Origin of the sequence: Algoriphagus sp. TR-M9, assembly GCF_027594545.1 — a bacterium.
Classification (GTDB): Bacteria; Bacteroidota; Bacteroidia; order Cytophagales; family Cyclobacteriaceae; genus Algoriphagus; species Algoriphagus halophytocola.
Genome location: NZ_CP115160.1, coordinates 1,212,598 through 1,230,824 on the forward strand (window position 1 = coordinate 1,212,598; position 18,227 = coordinate 1,230,824).

Consider the following 18,227-nt stretch of genomic DNA (forward strand, 5'->3'; position numbering starts at 1 on the left):
GAACCGAGGACTATCATAGGATGAAGGGTAGAATTCTAGAGTTTTTATCCAGGATCCTTCAGACGGATGACCACTTGTGCTTTACCACTGTATTTTCCTGCTTCGGCAGCGAATCCCCCACAGTCAGGCCAGCCTTTATTTACTGGTTTGCTTCCTGATTTGACAAAAACATAACTGAATTCATATTGTCCATTTTCATCTGGTGCTTTGTTTGCACTCCAAGAAGCGCTGCGTCCGATCATCACATTAGCACCGGGTGAAAAGTCAATAATCCGTGCGGTGTAAGAAATGGCATCTGGATCGGGCTGGATTAGAAAATGTACCCCAGATCCGCAATTTAGGTAGTTGCCGGTTTGGTTGGAGAATGATTTCACCTGTAAGTCTACCGTGATGATTTTGATATTTTCGGAGTTGTCTATCTCGATTTCCAAAGTCAATTCTTCATATAGGAAATATTCCCCGTCAACGGCTGATTTTTCATAGATCCTAGCCTTAACAGTTTCTTTACCTTTTTCTGTATCCTCATCCGTACAGAGGTAGCGTATGGAATTGGTATCGTAAGTGGTGATGACTGTCGAATTTTCTGCAAAATTCACCAGTCGACCATGTTTTCCTTCTGTTGACCAAACCACTTTTTTTCCTGAAAAATCCGCATCCCTCAGGTTAACTGGCTCTATATATAGTTTTGCCGAGCTGATCTGATCTTCTTTTCCTGAAAGAACCAATCCACCGGGCTTGAGCATATAACTGCTCTTTTTGAGATTCAAGACGGTAGTGTCCCTACCGATAAGTTCATTTTTATAATAGGCTTCTACGTAAACATATTCGAAGTTATTTTCCTCCGGTAAATCTGCTGCGCTGGTTTCTGAATAATAAATAATCTCTTTATCTGAACTGTCAAAACTTTTGCCTTTGTTGCCTTTTCGGTCTTGGATGTAGCCGAATTTCCCAGAAGTGATCCATTTGAAATAGGGGAAGTTATCTCCACCTTCTTCTTCAAGATTTTTGATCTCTGCTTTGATTTCTTTATTGCCCCGGCTGGAAACTGTAGCCTCGGCAGGAAGCAGACTGACTTTGGCAGAACGGGCATGAATGGTCCATTCCTCAATATTCTTTGACATGCTTATGCCGAAAGAAACTCTGGCAAGATCTTGTCCGGCCATGGCCGTGTTTACAATTTTTAGAATATTGGCAAACTTTCCGATGGCTTTGGTGTCCAGATTTTCTGAAACTCCCTCAATATCTATGTTCTGTTTGGAAGCAATGTATTTTGTCACATGGATAACTCCACCTAATACTTCTTCGAAGTTTTTATTACCTGCCCCTTCAAAAGCCAGATATTTCAGAAAATGGTCAAGTGCGCCTTTGTAGTCTCCTTCTTTGATTTTGTCATAGGTGCCTGGACTTGCATTGATGATGACTTCCATTTCGTCAATAAATGAAACCAGAGGTCCGTCTCCCACATTGAATCCAGCGGAGTTAAGTTCTCCTTTCCAACCTACCATCTGCATGCCTATTGGTAGGAAAAAATCCAAAACGAAGGTTTCCATAGAAAGTCTAATCTGCTTGATCTGCTCCTGATCAGTGAGCTGAATGGAATTATTGACACCTCCTGCTCCGACTACACGTACTTTGTAGGTTTTCTCATCTTCATTATCGGCAAGGGAAAGAGACTTGGGATCAGTAGTCACCACATCTCCAGCTTCAACGCTACCTTCTATTGCAGCTCCCATAGCTCCTGTGGCAGTGGTATATCCGGTAGTGGCATTGACAGGAAAATCCAATTCTGAACCAGTGCCTTTGCCTATGTTGCTCAAATGTTCGACAACCGATCCGTCGGTTTTTTTGGTCTTCATTTTATAAAAAAATGCATGAGCTCTTCTACGGTAATAGTTGCTGATGGCAATTTTTCCAAGTTCTTTTTCGAAAACCTGAATTCCGCTTTTGATGTCCGATTCATCGATGGCAATATCGGAAACCCTAGCTTGCTCGGCGATCTTGCTTCTGATGTCAAGCTCATTGGGTTTAGGGGAAAGTTTCTTCATCAATTCCTGAAGTGGTGCTTGATAGGAATTTCCTGATAATAGTTTGGGATCAGTCTTCCACATTTCCTCAAATTCATCCTGCCAGGCTTTTACTTCTTCGTAGTTTCCTATGTTTTTAAAAAATGGACTGGCAAGGTCTGCTTCACTCAGCCAATATCCAGAGGCCAGATAAATCAGGTAATTTGCTGTGGTGGCTGGACTTAAGGCTTTTTGATCCTCACTCAGGTATCCTGCTAGAAGCAATTGGCCTTCAGAGTTAAATAAATAAGCAATCTGACCTACGCTTGGAATCTTAATAGCTTTGGTTTTTCCATCGTTTTCAACAGGGAAGCTTTCGCCAAAAGACAGCAACTCTGAACCGGTTAAGTCTAAACTACTGCCCTCGGGCAATTGGATTTGAACATCCTGAAGTGTAAAATTCTTTTCTGGATTTTGCCCTGTGGGTGGATTGGTTGGAGTGAGAGGTTCAGTGTCATCCTGACAAGAAAGAGTCATCATCACTAAGAATAAAAATAGTAGCTTTTTCATATTGAGTACAATAAGTGGTTTAGTTACTCATCGTACTCGCACTCAGAAAGTCATCAAGCTTTGGTGAAAAATTATTCTAACTTTTCTAAAATTTCTTTTGCCTCTGGTTTGTTGGAATTGCTGAAGTATCCTTTTGCTTTTTCGGTTTGGCCGTTTCTTAGATAAAGTAAACCCAAGTACCATTCCGCATCTTGCTTAAATTCAGATGGATTTCCGGTTAAAATCTTTTCTAAATACTCCTGGCTTTCAATATAGTTTTCCAATTCCAGGTTGGCCATGGCTACGAAATAGAGCAAAGTGTCTCCGGTAGGTTTTTCCTCCAATAATGGCTGCCAGAGTGCCAAAGCCTCTTCATATTTCCCTTCTTTGAAATCCACCATGCCCCGGTCAAATTCATAAGAATCAGTTCCCGACATGGCGGTAATCAAGCCGGGGTCGGTTTCATAATAAGTGGTAAACAGCTTTTCGTGAGTTTCGGTGAAAAGAAATTGAAAACTAATCCATCCCACCAAAATCAATGCAATAGCTGCAGCCACTCCCCATATCCATTGAGGTAGCTGTCTGGTTTTAGATTTTTCTGCTGGGAAAGCCTTTTCGTGGATTTTGTCCAACTCAGTTTTCACTAAATACGATTCTAAATCTTGACGCAAGGCTTTTACTTCTTCCACCTTCAGGCTCCAATCTGCATCCTCAGCCTCCAACTCACGCAAGGCTTTCATCTGCATATCAGCAAGCGTCCCATCAAGTTTTGCTTCGATAAGTTCGTACTCTATTGGGGTGATATTTAAGTCCTTGGACATTAGCGTTTAATCAATTTTCGAAGCTTTTCCATGCATCGATATTTGTTGTTTTTTGCGGTTTGTGGGGTCCAGCCAAATTTCACAGCCAAATCTTCCAGCGATACTTTTTCATAATAAAAACGCTTCAGTAATTCCCTGCAGCTTTCTCCCAGATGTTGAAAAGCCTTTTCAAGATAGCCCAGCCTTTCATCTAGAAGAATTTCATCTTCCGAATCTGCCACTTCAATGGAGATGGCTCCCATAGAGCTTTCCATTTTATATCGGCTGGACCGGAGCCAGTCCAGCCATTTGTTTTTAGAAACCTGAAATAGAAATCCCTGCATCGCTGTGGCGTTTTGAGGCTGGAAATCTCCGTTTTTTACTTTTTGCCAGGCCACCAGAAAAGCCTCCTGAAAGATGTCTTTTGCCTGATCTTCATCTCCACTGTTTTGAAGTATATAGCTCCTCACTTTTGGAAAAACTTCCAGGTATAAGCCCGACATCACATCCCTTTGGTTCTCCTTGATACCCTGGATGAGTTGCTCTTGTGATAACTGACTGATCGAATCTTCTGGCATACTTGGCTAGTTGCCAAAAAGATACTAGTAAATCTAGTTTATCCCAAGTGTCACTGATTACAAATCCAACTAGAATTGGTCAATATCCTGATATGAGTCCATATTGTTGGTGATCAAGTTTACCATGAGTGCATCATGGGCATTGGCAAAGGTGTTATAATTGGATTGTGTATAATCTGCGTTTCCATTAAATATCAATGCTGCCGCCATGCCGTTAGAGTGAAACATATAGGCAGAACGGGTTCCGGGCAATGCTCCGTAGAAGAACTTGAACTGGTTAGAAATAGCGATTCCGTTGGCGAAACCTGGATTTACAGAAGATCCCTGAATAAACTGATTATAAGTAGCTGCCTGCAATAAATCGGGATTGGAAGAGCTACCGTCAATCGCCATCACAAAACGAAGCAGGTCTGGGGCAGTAGTTACGATACCCGCATCACCATCCCTTCGCTCCAGATTGAAATTGTATTCGTAACCTTTGGTACCACCTTGACCATAATAGATGGCTTCATTCGGCTGTCTGCCTTGTGTTCCATTTTTACCGAGAACAGTTGCTCTCATCTCCAGCGGGTCGGTGATCCGTTCTTTGATAAACTGTGCATAGCTCTTGCCTGATACTTTTTCAACGATTCGGGCGGCCACGAAATAATTGGTGTTGATATACCAGTATTGACTCCCTGGATTAAAGGTCAAAGTTGCATTATCCATCATCCAGTTAAAGAAGCCTTCATTAGTCCTTTGCTGCTCATAGTCAATAGCATCTCTATCTCCATTGACCACCCATCCTCCTGTAGTCATCTGAAGCAGGTTTTTTACGCTTACTTGCTGCACTCTGGAAGAGTAAGCTTTGCTGCCATAGGTAGTGCCAAGAATTCCACCTTCTCCAAACACCTTGTCATCTAGACTAATTTCTCCGTCTTGGACGAGTAACATGATTGCCATCCCGGTAAATGTTTTGGAGACACTTGCCACCCGCATCTGTGTTGTCGTTTCCATGGCTTTTGCCTGAGACTCATCGGCTACCCCGTAGGCTTTTTGATAGACCAGTTTTCCGTTTTTGGCTATGGCCAGACTTGCTCCGGGTAGGTTGTATTGACTAAGGAAGTTTTCGATTTGGCTGTCCACTGCCGCTATGTCCACCTGCTGTGCTGGGTTTTGTGGGGTAGGGTTAGGATCTGTTCCTTCTGAGCAGGCAAACTGTAGTGCTATTAGAGGAATTAGAAATAATCTGGAAATTGGAAGAAATTTATTTTTCATCTCAATGGAAGTTTATGGTTCTTTCCTTCACATCGGATGCTTATTCAAAAGTCATCAATTGCTATAAAATTTCTTTTTAAAGAACCAAGCAAGGAAGACAAGGGCAAGAAGTAAGGCTGCATAAAGTGGCCAAGGAGATTGCTTAGTTTCCAGCGCAACTGGCTCTGGATTCCCCAGGAGAATCAATCCGGACCAAAATGAAGGGTCTAGCGCTCTTCCTTTGGCTTTGGCTAGGTAGTTTAGTTTGGCCTTTCTTAGTGCTTCATCTTTGGGTAAGCCATCTTCCAAGAAGTCATAGAACTCAGCGGCAATGTTTACGCTGGTTTGCTCATCGATTTTCCAAAGCCCCATCAAAAGGGATTTGGTGCCGGAATAATTAAAAGCATGGGCCAGGGAGATCATTCCTTCTCCAGGAGAGTAGCTGGGTTTGCCGGATTCACAGGCCAGTAAAACCGCAAGTTCAGCGCTGAGGTCCAGTCCATAGATTTCACTGGCAAAAAGCTCATTGGGTTCAATGGGGTTTTCAGTTGACTTGGCAAAAACCAGTCTGGAATCGCCTGGATTCACATTGCTGGAGATAGCATGTGTACCAATATGGATAATACGGGTTTGTCCCGCTTCAACCCTAAAATTCTTCAGCGTAGAGCCATTTTCCAGGTAGGTTTTTGCCTCAAACTTAGAAGAAATATCCTCTACTAGTCGCCGGGTGAAAGGTTGGGGTAGGAGTTTCAAATAATCCAGATCTAGGAATTGCTGATCCAGAAATGACGCGCTATAGCTCTGTTTCATCCCATCAAAAAATCCGGGCGCAAAAGCGATCAACTGATCTTCATAGACACTTGCTGCTTGATCTTCTAGAAAAAGTAAACTGTACTGGTAGGAAAAGCTATGATCTGAAAGCAGAAAATGGTCCGTCAGTTCGGTCCAGTCCTGGATGGGGGCTTTGGTGAGGGTTTCAAAACTCAGATTGAATAACAAGCCTTCCGGTATGATAGCTATTCGCTGGGTGCTAATGAAAGGCTCACTCGGTTCCCAAATTAGGTTATATAGTTCATGCAGCAAAGCGGGCTGAATCTTGTTTTGGGAGGATTGTTCTGCCAGTTTTTCAAGCGCCTCAGTTAAAGCATCGGAGCTCAATGCAATCAACTTTTTTTCGTTATCTCGAATGGTCATGAGCCACCATTCTTGTCCAATATTCAGGTATCGGAGGTAGCTAATCTCAGGGTCTAGTTTGGAAAAAACTCTGGCTAGCACACTCTCACTAGTCTCAAAGTGGAGTTGATAATAGTTGGGGTAATTGACCTTAAGCGTATCCAAAAAGGCTGTCCACTCGCTATTTGCCTTTGCATAGGCTGATAAGTCTGTCACCTCGGCCTGCAAAGATTGCCGGAGCTGCTCTTTAAGTTCTTCTTCCCGATTTAAGATCTCTGCTGGCAAACCACCAAAATGTACTTGTTGATTTTTCTGAAGTCTGGATCTGATCTTGCGATATCTCGCATGCTCATGATAAGCAAGCAAGCGATCTAAATAGATTTCTTCACCACTTAATTGATAGAGTTCCAGTTCTATAAGCTCAAGAAACTCAAAATACTCCCGATTTACGTCGAGCTGAATGCTCACATCCGAAGGTTCAAATAAAAAATCTGACTGGGAGTCAATGATTTTTAATCCTTCCCTGAGTTCTTTCTCAATGGATTTTAGCAAGGATTCATCTACCTTTTCCAAATAATACCTGCTTCGATTCCTGATCAAAATAGGCTGGGACTTTAGAAACATTGCCTGTATAGAGTCCTTCGGGCTTTTACTGCGTGCCATCAAAAGATCGATTTGGCTTAAGGCATCCGAAGTGTATTGTAAGGCCTTTTGATAATTCTGCCCCAACTCATATATGGAAGCTTGATTGATGGTTTGATTATAGTCGAGATAGAGATTTTCAGAACCTACATCCGCGAGGTAATTTCGGGCTAGCGTAGATAATTGGATAGCCTCATCCATCTTCTTGTTTTCTGCCAGAAACTTGCTGAAGTTTTTTAAAAAATCCAGGTAAATCACATCGTAATCTCCTTGGACTTCTTGGTCAAAAATGGTTTTAGCTTTTCTGTATAGCGAATCTGCCTGTTCTTCATTTTGTAAATAATCCTCCATTCTAGCCAAAGTATTGATGGCGTCTGCCTGCCAATAACTGCTCTCCTCCTCCAGTTCCTGCATTTGCTTGAGTCCTTCCAAAAGAAATTCCCTTGACTGCTCGATTTGAATCATATCAAAGTAAACCTGTCCCAGCAGTATCCGGGATTTGGCTGTTTCCAAATCCTGATTCCCAAACTCTTCAGACTTTCTTTGAAAGGAAAATTCCAAAAGTTGCTTGGCCCGATGATAGGAACCCAACTGCCTATATAATCCGGCCAGATTGTCCATAGACCTGAAATAGGCTTGCAATACTTTTTGTTTCTCCAGCTCTTCTAAATCAGCAGCAAGGTATTTTTCCTGATAAGAAATCGTCAGGTTCATAGACTGCTCTGCTGCATCAAAATCACTCTGAGCCATCTGCACACCGGCTAGATTATTTAGAATTATACTCTTGCGATAGAATTGATTTCTGGGGGTAGGTTCAAGCTGGTCTATAGCTTCGATAGATTTTTGATAATAGAATGCTGCCGAATCCAGATTGGAATTATAGTAGGAGATGTTTCCTAAATAACTATTGGCGAAATAGACATTCTCGGGATCAGTCTGGGAAAGGTCCAGGCTCAGGACTTCATCCAGATGCTTTTTGGCTGCCGGTAGATCCATGTTTTTAATCGCCAGTCCGCCCAAATTCAGATAAATGTTACTGAATGCTTCCTGGGATTTTGGCTTTTCCTTTTTTGCCCAGTCCAGGGCTACTAAAGTTTGCTGATAAGCAGCAGTAGTATTTCCGGTGTATTCATACCAGTGGGCCAGACTTTTGGCCAGCCTACGTCTGAATGTGGCTTCTTCGGATAGATTTTCCCAGTTTTGGTAGGTTTCTTGGAGTTTCTGATCGGATTCTTTTTCTGCGAAATTTGCCTGAAGTATGCGTCCATAAATTTCCAGGTATTCTGGTAGGCTATCGTACAGCTTTTGGTCAATTAAACTCTGGGTAAATTCTTTGACCTCAGCCAATGCAGTGGAATGGGTGCCAGTTTCAAGCATTTTCTCCCAGCTGGCCTTCCTGTCGATAGTTTGTCCCCAAACAGCTGAAGCGAAAAAAAGAATAGGCAGAAAAAAGAATCTAAGCATCACTAGTGGTAAATACGGGATTTATACACACATCGAATAAGTTAAAAAAAGTCATCGGATTTTGGCTCAGTTCCGGGAGATTTGCTATCAATCTAGGGTATCAAAAACCTGATGAAAGCATGTTTTTGTAAGTTTTTCCGTCTTTGATGACTAAAAGCAAATTTTCAGATGGCTTGGTTATAAGACTTAAATCTTCAAGAAGATTGCCCTGGATCAATAGAATATCTGCCAAAGCTCCTTCTTCAATGACCCCAAGCTTGCCTGCATAAGGGCTCCTCTTTCCTGAGAGGGCAAGAAGTTCTCCGTTTACGGAGGTTGCCATTCTGAGTATCTCAAAATTAGAATACCATCGTTTCATTTTTAGTAGTTCATTTCCCTGTTTCATGGCTTTGGAAGCATCAAAAAGCACATCGGTTCCCCAAGCAGTTTTGATCCCGTATTTTTTTGCCAATGCAAAAGCGTTGTCTGTGCCTTGGTACATTTCCAATTGCTTAGCCCGGCTTTCCGGACTGAGGGTGGTATTTACCGCACCTGCCTCTTCGATAAAGGGCTGAAGGCTCCACCAGATTCCTTTTTCGGCCATTAATTGTGCCGTTTCCTCATCGATCAGCTGCCCATGATCAATACATTTTACACCGCCTTGGATTGCGTTTTGAATAGCTCTGGGCGTATAGGCATGGACAGTTACATAAGTTCCCCAGTTTTCTGCGGCATCTACGGCTGCTCTGAATTCCGCTACCGTGTATTGACTCACATCCAAGGGGTCATAAACCGAAGAAACACCTCCTCCTGCCATCAGTTTAATCTGCGAGGCTCCAAGCATTAATTGTTCCCGAGTTCTTTTCAAGACTTCATCGGCCCCATCGGCAATTGCCGCGGCATTGATCCTTTCGGAATAGCTGAGTCCTTTGGAACCGTCAGCAGGAACTTCATATGGAAGTCTGAAATCTCCATGGCCTCCGGTTTGGGAGAGAAAAGCTCCCGAAGGAAAAATTCTAGGCCCGGAAATAATACCTGCATCGATGGCTTTTTTGAGACCAAATACCGGCCCTCCCAAATCTCTTACACTGGTGAAGCCTCTTTGCAGCATGGCTTCTGCATTTCTGCCCGCAGCCAGATTGACAAAGCCTATATCTGAAGTCAACAAAGCAACCTGAGGCAAGGTGGCAAACATGGTATGGTAATGGGCATCTATTAACCCAGGCATTAAAAACATTCCCTGACCATCAATTTCCGTTGCGTCCACATCGGCAGGAAGCGTGATGCTATTTGTTGAAACCTGTTTGATCTTGTTTCCCTGAATCCAAACACTGCCTGGAAAAGTGGATTCATTAATTCCATCAAAAATTTCCACGTTTGAAATCACCAGGTTTGTTTCTTTCGTGTTCTGGGCAGTTAATGGGAGGGATAGAAAAACAGAAAACAAGGAAAACAACAGGAATCGAGGCAATGAAAAAGTCATCATGTGAGTAGAGTTAATTTTTATCAAGGTACAATTTGTTTTTAAATCAACTTAGATATCTACCTAATTTTCAGGTGGTCAGGGACGAGTAGGTATGCTTATTTTTGGGCAATGACCGCCTATAGGAAGTTTTCCACTTGTGATTGGATTGTTCAGTTCTCCAAATGCTGGTTTGGTATGCTGAAGGGAACAATTAGGGTGTTGGTGGAGCAGGATGTAGGGACGTTGTGCAAGGAAGGGTTCTTTTGATGAAGAGCTTAAATTGATACTAGAATTTTATGCGATTTGTTTGGTTTTCTATTGTTATGGTACTCATTTGTCACAGTTTTTATTTCATTTATAAAACAAGTAGAGCTTATTTTTAAGCAGAAAAATGCGTTCTGTATCTTGAGTGACGGTTTCACCGTAGCTAGAATTATGCACAAAACGGTTCAAGCCATTTCTAGAATATCATTTGCTGAATGGAAGAAGATTGTTCTAAAAGTAAAGGAACGCACTGATGATAATAATGTAGTTATTATTTCGGCAGGAGTAGGGTTTTTCGGCTTTTTAGCCATTTTTCCTGCGATTATGGCACTTATTTCCATTTATGGGTTTGTCATGGACCCCCAGCAAATAGAGGATCAGGTATCCAAAATCAGTTCTGTGATGCCAGAGCAGACCCATGAAATCCTCCAATATCGGGTCGATAACTTTATCAAACCCGAGGGTAAACCGCTAGGTTGGGGTACATTTTTCGGGATTCTCCTGGGTATTTGGATTGGCAATCTGGGTACAAAATCCTTGTTCAGAGGGATTAATATCGCTTATGGAACCGAAAGTAGAAGAGGAATCATCAAAAACAATGGGCTCACCCTGTTATTTACCTTTGGTGCTATCATCCTGATTATTCTAAGTGCCGCATTGATCGTGGCATTTCCGGCTATCATTGAGAAAATAGGTTTACCCGATCACATTGTAAGCCTTACCAGTTGGTTGCGCTGGCTAGTCATGGGTGTTGTTCTGGTGGGGAGTATTAGTCTGATCTATTATTTTGGACCAAAAAGAAGTCGGCCTGGGTTTATGTGGTGCATTCCGGGTGCTGTTTTAGCCAGCTCTTTGTGGCTATTGGCTTCCTGGGCATTTTCATTTTACATCCGTAATTTCTGGAACTTGGGTGAAATCTATGGATCTATTTCGGCTGTTATTTTCCTGATGTTGTGGCTCTTTATCAGCACTTTTATAGTTCTGTTAGGTGCTGAATTGAATTACGAAATAGAACGCCAAGCTATGCAGGAGTCGGGGCAAAAGTGATGATTAAAGTAGAATTGCTAGTGCCTTTACCTACCACAGAAATGAAAAGACCAGATTGCGTAAGGGGGAATCTGGTCTTTTCCGATTAGGTCAGAGCGATTCTTATGGAATGGGCTTGTTGGTGCTGACAGCAAGGCGATTCCATGCATTGATGGCAATTATAGCCAGGATCACCTGGGCCAAGTAGTTTTCTCCGAAAGTCCTCAACCCTTGATGGTAGCTCTCCCGACTCAGTCCATTTTCACTGATCAGGGTGACTTCCTCAGTGATCTGGAGAAGTGTTTTTTCTTCAGGAGTAAAAAGGTCTGTTTCTCTCCAGGCATTGAGCAATAGCACCCTTTGGATTTTTTCACCCTGCTTCAAAGCCTCCTTTGTATGCATGTCAATACAGAATGCACATTTGTTGAGCTGGGAGGCGCGGATCTTGATCAGTTCCTTATGAGTGGAGGTGAGTTCGGCTTGCTGGAGATACTTCTCTATTCCGAAAAGTGATTGATAACCTTTCGGTTCTACTTCGTCGATTTGCAATCTGGATTCCATGTTTTATAGGTTTTGTTGAAACATAGACCAAAGGTGTTTTTTTGAAATCCGAAAAAACTTGAACTGGATTAAGATCGCTTTTTCGATCGAAGTTTACTGAGGTATTCCGGCGTCAGCCCTAGGTAGGTCGCGAGTATATACTGGGGAACACGCTGCACAAAGTAGGGGAATTGCTCACTGAAGCTGTAAAAGATTTCCTCCTTGGAATAATTGAAGAGGTATTTTAGCCGGGTAAGCATGGCTCCATAGCCGATCTCATACATCTGGCGAAAGTAGGACTCCAATTCCGGATGATTTCTAAGCAAGGCAGTATAGTTTTCCCTTGAAATACTCCAGGCTACAGATTCTTCCACTGCCTGAATCGTGGCATCGGTCACTTTCTTTTTGTAAAAAGCCTGGTAGTCGGTGATCCACCAATTCTCCAGGGCAAATTGAATGGATTTTTCAACACCACGCTGGTCCACGAAGAAAGCGTGTACACAACCCCTTTCCACAAAAAACAGGTGGTCACAGAGTTGGTTTGCAGGTTGAAGGACTCCTTTTTTGCCAACTTCCAAACGCTGGAAGTATTCCGGGATTGATAGGCTAAGGTATGGTGTCAGCGGGATGAATTTCTGGATATGCTCTACTAGGGCTTGGGACATGGGGAAAAGCTTTTCAGAAATTTAAACAGTAGGCAGCAGATCCGAAAATAGAAGGGTAACTGTCTTGGTATCCTGCTTTTTCACGATACCCTTCATTTGACCCGGTTTAGGGTAGCTGTCTTTGAGTATATTCCTATGGTTTGTATTTTAGCATCCACCTGAAAAATGGAAGAAAATAGATCCAATAACCATTTATTGCCATGGCTGAGGGGCTTATCGGTTAAAGCAAAAAGCTAAGATTTAAGAATTTCTAATGGAAAACAGCGTAATCACAGCATTAAAAACTGAAAGGCTTATGCTTAGACCTATTGTTGCCAGTGATATTGATGCTGTTTTTAAAGGACTTTCTGACCCAGAGGTAATTAAATATTATGGGGTGAATTTTCAGTCCTTGGAAGCAACAAAAGAGCAAATGTCTTTTTACGAGGATCTGAAGAAAAATGGAACAGGAATATGGTTTGCCATTTGCTCTTTAGACAATACTGTATTTTTTGGTGCGGCAGGATTAAATGACCTAAATCAAGAGCATAAAAAAGCTGAAATTGGATTTTGGCTGATGAAGGAATTTTGGGGACAGGGCATTGTGGTGGAAGTATTGCAACTGATTTGTAATTATGGTTTTGATGTACTTGGACTACATAGAATTGAAGGATTTGTCGAGTCAAACAACCTAAAGTGTAAAAGGGCAATGTCAAAGCTTGACTTCCGGCTAGAAGGAACAATGATTGACAGTGAAATTAAAAATGGAGAATTTATTAGTTTAGATATTTACGCTAAGATTAATGCACAATGAAAGTCTTATACCTTTCGCTTCAATTTTGTATAGAGTTGGTGTAGGAGCCAATAGTCATTTTTTTTCCTTACTGAATGGCTTTAGGTGATTAAAAATAATTCTATTTAATCTCCTAAAGCTATTTGTTCATCGTTTGAGATTAAATATATCTGCAATACTGAGAACCAATAAAATGACTCAATCTGAACTTATACTATTGAATTTTACAGAGATTAGGAGAAGAAGCATAAAACTATGGAGTGAACTTCCTGAGCATCACTATAATTGGAAGCCCGATGAGAATGCGATGACTGCCAGAGAAATGGTCAGGCATGTTTTGGAAGCCGATTATGGATGGAATATCATCATCAATAGAGGAAATATGGCAAATTATCGATCGCCTTGGAAAAATCGACCCTTCATTAGCGTTGCTGATGAGATTGAATTTGCGGAGCCTTACCGAAAAACTTTTTTAGATAGCGTTCGGCGATTTTCGGATTCTCAATTAATTGAAACTGAAATCATTCACCCTGGTAATGGGAAAAAGAAAATGCTAGGGAAATATTTGTTAAGGATCGGATACCATGAATCTGTTCATGCTGGGCAATTCCTTTCGTATTTAAGGGCAATGAAAATTAATCGCCCAGAGATATGGGATTGAAAATAAAAAAACAAACAAAACCTATACGCAATGCGGGTTGAAGCGATAAACGAAAGGCCAGTGGTTTTAGCCCGCCATAGCTACGCTTTGCCGTTTTTGTTGCATACATTAAAAATTCAAGACGCAGCTTTGGCTACCGTTAGTACAAGATTGAAAGTTTCGGCTTTTCAATACCGCACTGCGCATAGCCAAAACGTTGTGTGTAATTAAAACCAACCAAAAAGTATACGACATTCGAAAATCTGCATAAGGAGTTTAACCTACTTCCATCCGACCTTTGTCTCATAATTTTTAACACAAAAAATAGACGAAAATGGAATAGTCAATGGCAAGTTGATCTTTGATCCAACCATTTTCTGTTATTTCTTGAGGGAATAAAAGGTGGATTGTATATCCCTTACTTTTTCAATTTTCCCTAAAATTATAGGGCTAGTTTGTAGGTAGAGGCCTTAATGCACCCTTGAATGGTATTTCTTCAAAAAGACTTTCAATTTTTTAAGAAAAGCTTTGCCAGACTGGCTGCCATCTCTTAGATTTGTCTTAATTTAAAATCAATCTAAATAAAAACAGTGAGTTAATCAGTAGATAGAAAAGAAGAAGCCACACGGCGGCAACCGTGTGGCTTCGGGTACTAAACTTTCTAATTCTCCAATTAAAAAGCGATGCAATATAACAAAATATTGTCCATTGTATTTCTGTGCAGTTTTTTCGCCTACCCGGCATTTGCACAGCAAAATACCAACCTAAATGGGCTTGTAACCGATCACAGCGGCAATTTCATTCCAGGGGTTCTGATCAAAATCTCTCCGATTTCCAAGGGGATCGTCACGGATGCCGATGGCAAGTTTTCCGTCAATCTTCCTTCAGGTAAAAACTACTCGCTGGAATTCTCCTTTCTTGGGTTCCTCGATTATACCGAGAAAATCACTTTAGGCTTTGAGACCAAATCACTCAGAATCACGCTGAGCGATGACACCAATGAACTAGAGGAATTTACGGTTCTAGGGAAGTCTGAACTTCGGGAAATAGTGGAAAAAGCCTTCAATGTGGAAGTAGTCGATGCCCGCAAACTTCACCACACTAACTTGGATTTAGGCCATGCTTTGGACAGGGTTTCAGGCGTGCGCGTTCGGGAAAGTGGAGGAGTGGGATCGAGGATGAATTTTTCCCTCAACGGTTTCTCCGGCAAGCAGGTGAAGTTCTTTATTGATGGGATTCCCATGGATGATTTTGGCTCTTCTTTCCAGCTGAATAATATCCCAATTAATCTGGCTGAGCGGATCGAAGTGTATAAAGGTGTTGTGCCGATAGGGCTTGGCGCAGATGCACTGGGTGGAGCTGTGAATATTGTCACCAAAAATGTCCAGAAAAACTATGTAGATGTAAGCTATTCCTACGGTTCATTTAACACGCATCGTTCGGTCATCAATACGGCATATGTTGCTAAATCAGGTTTCACTATACAGCTGAATGCTTTCCAAAATTACTCGGACAATAAGTATTGGGTGGATGTGGATGTGGCGGATATTGAGACAGGGAAATATTACCCTGATCAACGTGTCCGTAGGTTTCACGATACCTATCACAATGAGACATTCATCGCCCAACTTGGGGTGCAAGGGAAGCCGTATGCTGATAAGCTTTTGGTAGGACTGACTACCGGGAAAAATTACTCGGAAATCCAGACAGGAGCCCGCTTGGTGACGGTTTTTGGGCAGTGGCACCGCAAGGGCACTATCCTGATGCCCACATTCAAATACCAGAAAAATGACCTATTCATCCAAGGACTGGATGTGAATGTGAATGCCAATTACAATTTTGGCTCAGAGCAGAATATCGATACGGTCAATCGGCGTTACAACTGGTTTCAGCAGTACAAGGAATATGATGTACCGGGCGGAGAAAGGTCCTACACACTTTACAAATTCAATAACAACAATGCTGTACTGACGGCCAACGCGCACTACAACTTTGGGAAGATTCATACCATCGCGCTCAGCAATGTATTCAATAGTTTCAACAGAATTGGAAGCGATGCGCTGAATCCTGAAAATGACCGATACGAGGAACCTCGAAAGAGCCAAAAGAACATCACAGGATTAAGCTATCAGTTGAATTGGGAAGAAAAAGCCTCTATCTCCGCGTTCTCCAAAATCTATAACCAAACCAATTATTTTACCCTGTCTTACAATCCTTCCGGGGAGTATGGGGATGTGGCTTACCGCAACGAGCGGGAGAATTTCACCTACCCAGGGTTTGGCTTGACGGCTTCCTATTTTATTACCGGAAATATTCTGGCCAAGGCTTCTTTTGAGAAAAGCTATAGACTTCCCGAACCGGAAGAACTCTTTGGCGATATGGTAAATCTTCAGGGCAACCTGGACCTAAAGCCGGAGACCAGCTACAATTACAATGTAGGATTCAGTATCTGGAAACAGCTTAACGTAGATCACAGGATAGACATTTCTGCCAATGGTTTTTATCGGGATGCAAAAGACTTCATCCGTCCCCGTCTCAATAATAACCAGACGATGCAGGTGATGGACAATCTCTATAGCGTCACCAATATTGGCGTGGAGGGAGAAATTCGCTGGACGTTCAAGAGTCTTATTTCGGCTGGCGCAAATATCACTTACCAAAATCTCCGTAACAATACCGAATTCGAAGAAGGACAGACTATACCAAGTGTGGTCTATCGGGATCGGGTACCAAACATGCCTTACCTCTTTGGAAATGGGGATGTAAGTGTGATGTGGCAGGATGCTTTTGGAAAGGGCAATGACTTCAATTTCGGATACAACCTGCTTTACGTGCATGCTTTCTATCTCTACTGGCCCAGTCTGGGCAGCGAGAAGTTTGACGTGCCGCAACAGCTTTCACATGATATCAATTTGACCTATACCTCAGGGCAAAAAGGTAAGCTTCAGCTGATCGCTGAATGCAGAAATATCCTCGATAGCAAGCTCTATGACAACTTCAGCCTTCAAAAGCCAGGAAGGAGTTTTTCAGGCAAAATCAGATACTTCATTTATTAATTCTTCATCAATTCTTTTTCCTGAAACCTCAGGAAACTTAAACCACAAGTTAAAATCTTATGAAAACCAACTTTAACTATTTTTATGCTTTTGCTGCAGCCCTTACACTAGGATTTTCAAGCTGTGATTCGGATGACCCAGAACCTGGACCAGTGGCTCCAGTTGCGGAAAGCAGATTCATTATCGCATCTACGCCGCTGGCCTCAGACGGAGTGGCAGATTATTTATTGACCGCAGAAAGCCTGACCGAAGGGACGGTAAGTACCGTGGGCAATGGCGTTGAGCAGGACGGGACCTATCGCTACTATGTAACCCACAAAAACAAGTTTTTTAGTATGCTCTATGGTCAGGGAAATCCCGGTGCGGTGACGACCTACGAATTGAACGCTGAGGGTGCGTTGGAGAAATTGTCCGATTTCCAATCTGAAACTGTACAGGCTTTTGGCCCTATGAATGACGATATAGTAATGGCCAAGATCTCAAGAAACTCAGCTGATCCCTTAGCTTCATGGTATAGGTTGGATGCTGATCAACTTCAGATTGTTGCTGACGGAAAGTGGGATCAAGCGGAAATCGCAAATAACGGAGAGCAAGCATTTTTTACATGGGTGACCCAGGTGGGAGATAAGCTTTTTGCACCCTATTTCAGTATTAAAGCATGCTGCAACGACAGGTTTGGTACCGTTTATCCTGACAGTGCTTGGATTGCGGTGTTTGATTATCCGAGCATGGAACTGAATAAAGTGATTAAAGATAATCGTACCAGCTTTATCGGTAGGTATTTTCTTTCTGGTCTTGAAGTGGATGAAATGGGAGATACCTATGCTTTTTCCCCATCAATAGCTTCTTCCAACGGAGCAATGACTTCTACGCTACCTTCTGCGTTCACCAGGATCAAGGCTGGGGAATTGGAGTTTGACCAGTTCTATTATTTTAATGTGGAGGAGCTGGCTGATGATTACTATATCACGGCAAAAACCTATGCTGGCAATGGCAAATTCATCCTGACCATGAATAAAGAGAAGGGTGCTTATACGACTGGAAATCGCTTTGGTGTGGCTGATGTCTATAACAAAACCTTCACCTGGGTGACTGGTGCTCCTTCTGAATCCGAGATCGTGAACGTGACCATTAATAATTATTCTGCCAAAAATGGCCTTGCCTACATCGGTATCACTACAGAAACAGGAAGTTGGGTGTTTGAATTCAATGCCAATACCGCTACTGCCAAAGAAGGCCTGAAAGTCGAGGGCGGTGTGATCACAGCGATCAGCAAGCTGGATGTAGCAGAGTAAAATCTGAAAAATTAAGTCCTGGGAAATCAGCTGCATTTGGAGACTAAACCGACCTAGCTTTTATCCCAGGCACCAATTTT

The 18,227-nt window shown here is 42.3% G+C and carries 13 protein-coding genes; 5 read left to right on the top strand and 8 right to left on the bottom strand.

Annotated elements, in window-relative coordinates; all coding sequences use genetic code 11:
• Positions 1 to 44 precede the first annotated feature (44 nt).
• From PBT90_RS05485 to PBT90_RS05510, 6 genes are all read right to left on the bottom strand, one after another.
• Positions 45 to 2,573, bottom strand: coding sequence for a hypothetical protein (locus PBT90_RS05485; protein WP_264809395.1), 2,529 nt, complete (start codon positions 2,571 to 2,573; stop codon positions 45 to 47).
• 71 nt (positions 2,574 to 2,644) lie between these two features.
• The gene (locus PBT90_RS05490; protein ID WP_264809396.1) at positions 2,645 to 3,373 is read right to left on the bottom strand and encodes a tetratricopeptide repeat protein; all 729 of its coding nucleotides are present in this window, start codon (positions 3,371 to 3,373) and stop codon (positions 2,645 to 2,647) included.
• Positions 3,373 to 3,930, bottom strand: a complete 558-nt coding sequence (locus tag PBT90_RS05495) for an RNA polymerase sigma factor (protein ID WP_264809397.1) — start codon at positions 3,928 to 3,930, stop codon at positions 3,373 to 3,375. The genes PBT90_RS05490 and PBT90_RS05495 overlap by 1 nt, the downstream gene beginning before the upstream one ends.
• 69 nt (positions 3,931 to 3,999) lie before the next feature.
• On the bottom strand, positions 4,000 to 5,187 hold the full coding sequence (locus PBT90_RS05500; protein WP_264809398.1) for a serine hydrolase domain-containing protein: 1,188 nt from the start codon (positions 5,185 to 5,187) through the stop codon (positions 4,000 to 4,002).
• 54 nt (positions 5,188 to 5,241) lie between these two features.
• Positions 5,242 to 8,445, bottom strand: a complete 3,204-nt coding sequence (locus PBT90_RS05505) for a CHAT domain-containing protein (RefSeq protein WP_264809399.1) — start codon at positions 8,443 to 8,445, stop codon at positions 5,242 to 5,244.
• 100 nt (positions 8,446 to 8,545) lie between these two features.
• Positions 8,546 to 9,910, bottom strand: a complete 1,365-nt coding sequence (locus tag PBT90_RS05510; protein ID WP_264809400.1) for a metal-dependent hydrolase family protein — start codon at positions 9,908 to 9,910, stop codon at positions 8,546 to 8,548.
• Between the two features lie 384 nt (positions 9,911 to 10,294).
• Between PBT90_RS05510 and PBT90_RS05515 the strand changes: the two genes are divergently transcribed.
• Positions 10,295 to 11,200, top strand: coding sequence for a YihY/virulence factor BrkB family protein (locus PBT90_RS05515; protein WP_264809401.1), 906 nt, complete (start codon positions 10,295 to 10,297; stop codon positions 11,198 to 11,200).
• Positions 11,201 to 11,302: 102 nt separating this feature from the next.
• Here PBT90_RS05515 and PBT90_RS05520 read toward each other — a convergent pair whose 3' ends face one another.
• Positions 11,303 to 11,740 carry a carboxymuconolactone decarboxylase family protein gene (locus tag PBT90_RS05520; RefSeq protein WP_264809402.1) on the bottom strand — a complete coding sequence of 146 codons (438 nt, stop codon included), beginning with the start codon at positions 11,738 to 11,740 and terminating at the stop codon, positions 11,303 to 11,305.
• Between the two features lie 68 nt (positions 11,741 to 11,808).
• Positions 11,809 to 12,384 carry a Crp/Fnr family transcriptional regulator gene (locus tag PBT90_RS05525; RefSeq protein ID WP_264809403.1) on the bottom strand — a complete coding sequence of 192 codons (576 nt, stop codon included), beginning with the start codon at positions 12,382 to 12,384 and terminating at the stop codon, positions 11,809 to 11,811.
• Between the two features lie 253 nt (positions 12,385 to 12,637).
• On the opposite strand from PBT90_RS05525, the gene PBT90_RS05530 reads away from it, so the two are divergent.
• The 4 genes from PBT90_RS05530 (at position 12,638) to PBT90_RS05545 (ending at position 18,147) form a co-directional block, all read left to right on the top strand.
• Positions 12,638 to 13,177, top strand: coding sequence for a GNAT family N-acetyltransferase (locus PBT90_RS05530; RefSeq protein ID WP_264809404.1), 540 nt, complete (start codon positions 12,638 to 12,640; stop codon positions 13,175 to 13,177).
• A gap of 172 nt (positions 13,178 to 13,349) precedes the next feature.
• Positions 13,350 to 13,817 (top strand): DinB family protein, encoded by a 468-nt coding sequence (locus PBT90_RS05535; RefSeq protein ID WP_264809405.1) that lies wholly within the window; start codon positions 13,350 to 13,352, stop codon positions 13,815 to 13,817.
• 662 nt (positions 13,818 to 14,479) lie between these two features.
• Complete coding sequence (locus tag PBT90_RS05540; RefSeq protein WP_270131937.1) at positions 14,480 to 16,852, top strand: TonB-dependent receptor; 2,373 nt, start codon at positions 14,480 to 14,482, stop codon at positions 16,850 to 16,852.
• 59 nt (positions 16,853 to 16,911) lie between these two features.
• Positions 16,912 to 18,147: a DUF4374 domain-containing protein gene (locus PBT90_RS05545; protein WP_264809407.1), complete on the top strand. Its 1,236-nt coding sequence runs from the start codon at positions 16,912 to 16,914 to the stop codon at positions 18,145 to 18,147.
• Positions 18,148 to 18,227 lie beyond the last annotated feature (80 nt).

What these genes read in the sequence shown, in the direction of transcription:
- PBT90_RS05485 (WP_264809395.1), bottom strand. Translation starts at nt 2,573, where the DNA reads ATGAAAAAGCTACTATTTTTATTCTTAGTGATGATGACTCTTTCTTGT.
- PBT90_RS05490 (WP_264809396.1), bottom strand. Translation starts at nt 3,373, where the DNA reads ATGTCCAAGGACTTAAATATCACCCCAATAGAGTACGAACTTATCGAA.
- PBT90_RS05540 (WP_270131937.1), top strand. Translation starts at nt 14,480, where the DNA reads ATGCAATATAACAAAATATTGTCCATTGTATTTCTGTGCAGTTTTTTC.
- PBT90_RS05520 (WP_264809402.1), bottom strand. Translation starts at nt 11,740, where the DNA reads ATGGAATCCAGATTGCAAATCGACGAAGTAGAACCGAAAGGTTATCAA.
- PBT90_RS05510 (WP_264809400.1), bottom strand. Translation starts at nt 9,910, where the DNA reads ATGATGACTTTTTCATTGCCTCGATTCCTGTTGTTTTCCTTGTTTTCT.
- PBT90_RS05545 (WP_264809407.1), top strand. Translation starts at nt 16,912, where the DNA reads ATGAAAACCAACTTTAACTATTTTTATGCTTTTGCTGCAGCCCTTACA.
- PBT90_RS05525 (WP_264809403.1), bottom strand. Translation starts at nt 12,384, where the DNA reads ATGTCCCAAGCCCTAGTAGAGCATATCCAGAAATTCATCCCGCTGACA.
- PBT90_RS05535 (WP_264809405.1), top strand. Translation starts at nt 13,350, where the DNA reads ATGACTCAATCTGAACTTATACTATTGAATTTTACAGAGATTAGGAGA.
- PBT90_RS05495 (WP_264809397.1), bottom strand. Translation starts at nt 3,930, where the DNA reads ATGCCAGAAGATTCGATCAGTCAGTTATCACAAGAGCAACTCATCCAG.
- PBT90_RS05530 (WP_264809404.1), top strand. Translation starts at nt 12,638, where the DNA reads ATGGAAAACAGCGTAATCACAGCATTAAAAACTGAAAGGCTTATGCTT.
- PBT90_RS05500 (WP_264809398.1), bottom strand. Translation starts at nt 5,187, where the DNA reads ATGAAAAATAAATTTCTTCCAATTTCCAGATTATTTCTAATTCCTCTA.
- PBT90_RS05505 (WP_264809399.1), bottom strand. Translation starts at nt 8,445, where the DNA reads ATGCTTAGATTCTTTTTTCTGCCTATTCTTTTTTTCGCTTCAGCTGTT.